General features: G+C 35.9%; 4 protein-coding genes. All 4 read right to left on the bottom strand.

From position 1 onward, the window contains the following. The coding region (locus RYL77_RS08940) for a DUF4097 family beta strand repeat-containing protein (RefSeq protein ID WP_315011015.1) at positions 1 to 624 on the bottom strand (624 nt) is incomplete at its 3' end. Beyond that, the gene (locus RYL77_RS08935; RefSeq protein ID WP_100127963.1) at positions 617 to 1,210 is read right to left on the bottom strand and encodes a DUF1700 domain-containing protein; all 594 of its coding nucleotides are present in this window, start codon (positions 1,208 to 1,210) and stop codon (positions 617 to 619) included. The genes RYL77_RS08940 and RYL77_RS08935, both read right to left, overlap by 8 nt. Next, positions 1,197 to 1,523, bottom strand: coding sequence for a PadR family transcriptional regulator (locus RYL77_RS08930; RefSeq protein WP_000273856.1), 327 nt, complete (start codon positions 1,521 to 1,523; stop codon positions 1,197 to 1,199). The genes RYL77_RS08935 and RYL77_RS08930 overlap by 14 nt, the downstream gene beginning before the upstream one ends. Positions 1,524 to 1,683: 160 nt before the next feature. Next, the coding region (locus RYL77_RS08925; protein WP_399553799.1) for a DUF2971 domain-containing protein at positions 1,684 to 3,269 on the bottom strand (1,586 nt) is incomplete at its 5' end.

Raw genomic sequence — 3,269 nt, 5'->3', positions numbered from 1 at the left:
CTCTAGCTGACTATCTGTCAGTTCTGTGCTAAAGATATTGATGATATTTGGTGTTTTGAATTTGCTGTTTTTGATACGACTTCCTTCAATTCGGAGGAGATAACCATTTGTATTGAGAGTTGCATTTTCAAGGCTAGCATTTATGATGGTGGTTTGTCCACGATTGGTTGACACGTTGATCCCTTTTAGACTTCTTCCTTTTGGAACTTGTAGAATAACTTCTTCAAAACGACGAGAGTAGCCACTTGCGATATGGAGAATCCCGCCAATTCCAGAAGAGAGAAACGGAGTTTCAGACAGTTTTTTATCTGTTAGGCTTAGAGTTTTGTCGTTTTGATTCGTAACAAGATCATGGTGAGCAGAGAGTGATGGATGGTAAGAAATGTGGATTTGATCATCGAAAGAGTCTGTGATGGTCAGCGCGTGTTGGTGGAGCGTAATCTCTAGGTTTTCGACTTCCTTGCCAAAGGTCAACTCTTCCATCCGACTATCATAGACAGGCTCCTTGGACATGGCAAGTAAACTCTTAATCCCGTCAGATTGGATGCCTACAAAGAGCAGGATAAAGCCGATAACGGTAGTCACCACACCAAAAATGAGAAATCCTTTTGTCAATTTACGCATGCTGGTCACCTCTCTTTCCTTTTTTGAGAACAAATTGCACCAGGCGAACAATGAGTAGGCCGAAGAAGCGGGCTACATAGGAAATACCTAGTAAGACTAGTGAAGAAGCACCGATAGCTAGTAAACCAGAACCAAAAATCAAGATAAAGGCTGATTTAGCTTGGGCTAAGACAGTGAAACTTTCAACTAAAAATAGGAATCCACCGATGATACCAAGTATGGAAACCGCAAAGAAAGCTAGAATGACAGTCAAGGCTGCCACAAGGATTGCGAACAGGGACACGAGGATGGCGATTCCCAGAGGAATACCGATGGGTGCTGCAAGGAGAGCTAACAAGGCGATATGCAAAATTTGTCGGTTATTCTTTTGAGCGGGTGCCTCATTGATTTTTTTATCGAGAAGATTAGAGAGAACTTCGTGGGCCGCTTCTTTGGGAGTTCCCAAGCTAGCGATGAGTTCTTCTTCTCCATCGACTCCAGCATCGTCAAAGAGTTCCCTGAAATAGTCCATGGCTTCAATTTGGTCAGCCTGAGGCAGTTTCTTGAGATAGAGTTCTAGCTGAGTCAGGTATTCAGTTCTTGTCATGGCGGATACTCCCTTCTATGATGCCATTAATGGTGTCTGTATAGAGTGCCCATTCATCTTTTAGGGTCACGAGCTGCTCTATACCACCATTTGTTAAGGAGTAGTATTTGCGCATGCGACCTTGGAACTCTCTAGAATAGGTGGTCAGAAAGTTATTGCCCTCCAATTTTTTGAGAATGGGATAGAGCGTAGATTCTTTGATATTAGCGATAAGCTTAATGGTTTGGCTAATCTCATAACCATAAGAATCATCCTGCTCCAGTACGGCCAAGATGAGAAATTCAATCAAGGCAGAGGATGTTGGAAAGTACATGGGAAACCTCCTTTTCTAATGTGTAAGATTTTTATATATAATTTTTCTACACATACATTGTACATCTAAAAGAAAGCCCTGTCAAGAGAAATGTATAAAATTTTTATATATAAAAAACTTCTAGTCAAAACTAGAAGTTTAGAGGATTTTGGGGAGATTTTTATCTAAATTTTATCGTAGATCTTTTATACTTAATATCCTTATCCAAAAGTTTCAATAAAGGAGTTACGTATTCAGGGGTTGGAAATTTAGGACCAAAAATGACCTCCTCAATTTGAATTGGATTTTCCCGTTCTACATAAAGTTTACCAATTCCAGAGGCTTTATCAATTTTTATTTTATCGTTACTTGGGTCTAGATTAGCATAGCGTAAGATACGAAGTTCGTTTTCATATTTGTAATCTACAGATTTAAATAAGTAACGAATTTCTTCTATACATTCAGAGATAGCATTTTTATAAAAGTCATCATTCTCACCCAATCTCTCATCCAATTTTTGTTTTAAATTACTTATAGATACTTCTAATGTTTTTATTTCATTATTATCAAAGAGTTCGGATACCTCGAGTTCAAAATTTTCACCTGAATTTTTAATATAGGCGATTCTGTATAGATAATCAATGTTTCCTTTAGAAACATTGTCTTTTTGTTCAGATTTTAGTTGAGTTTTATTATCATTCTCTAATTTTTTCGAAGGGCTTTTGACATCATTACTTGATTCAGATATGGCAACTTCACTCTTATTTTCGGACTCTATGAATACAGTTTCTTTACGCCATGAAACATCATTGAAAGAAGTAAATCTTGAGAAATCATCTTCCTTAAGTACCAGACAAACACCCTGTGCATCATCGCCGTATTGGGACCACATAGTTAAGTCGTCTGTTTTACTGGTGAAGCTCATTAAGAACCATGGACTAGGATCTAAAATATTTCGCTTTTTGAAGTAGGATGTTATTTCCCCATTTTTGCTAGGTTCCAATATTTCTTCGATAACGACACCCTCCTCGGGGTCGTTCATATAATTGGCATTATACAAACGAGTTTTCCTAGATACGGAAAACTTTGTATCATCTGTATTTCCTGTATCTTGATCTAATAAATTTTGGAGAGTTTTTCCTTTGGTATAATGACCAAATTTAAGATTAGAATTTTTATCTTTTGCTTTCAAGCCAAGTTGATACTTGATTTCTTGAACAATTCTATAGATATCTATTAACTGATTGAGCTTATTTTCATCATCTTTATAGTGTTTTATCCAATCCTTTAAAATATCGTATTTTGTATTTATAACAAGGTCAAGATTTAAAGCTCGAATTAATAATTTTCTGTCAAAACCATCATTGGAATAAAAACAGAGTTTATCTAAAATTTTTGTGAGACTAGTGAATGGGATATCATTTGTATCTAATGGGGTATCAGGATTATTTTCAAAGATTTTCACTACAATTTCAAATATTTTAACGCTAGAGAGATTTGTTAAAATAGATAATATTTGTTTAACTGTATTGCCTACTTCATCTCTTTCATTTTGAAGTTTTGATAGATTAAATAAAACCATAGCATACCGTAAAGCAATGTCTTCAGAATGTTGAAACTGCTCAAAAATTTCTTTGACTAAATTAGCGGTATTCTTTCTCTCTTCTACATTTACTTGTTTAGCTGACAAATTTACCAAAGTCTTAGCATATCGTAAAGCAATGTCTTCAGAATGTTGAAACTGCTCAAAAATTTCTTTGACTAAAT

Origin of the sequence: uncultured Streptococcus sp., assembly GCF_963516515.1 — a bacterium.
Lineage (GTDB): Bacteria > Bacillota > Bacilli > Lactobacillales > Streptococcaceae > Streptococcus.
The sequence above is the reverse complement of the archived record's forward strand: the minus strand, read 5'-3'. Positions and strand labels throughout refer to the sequence as shown.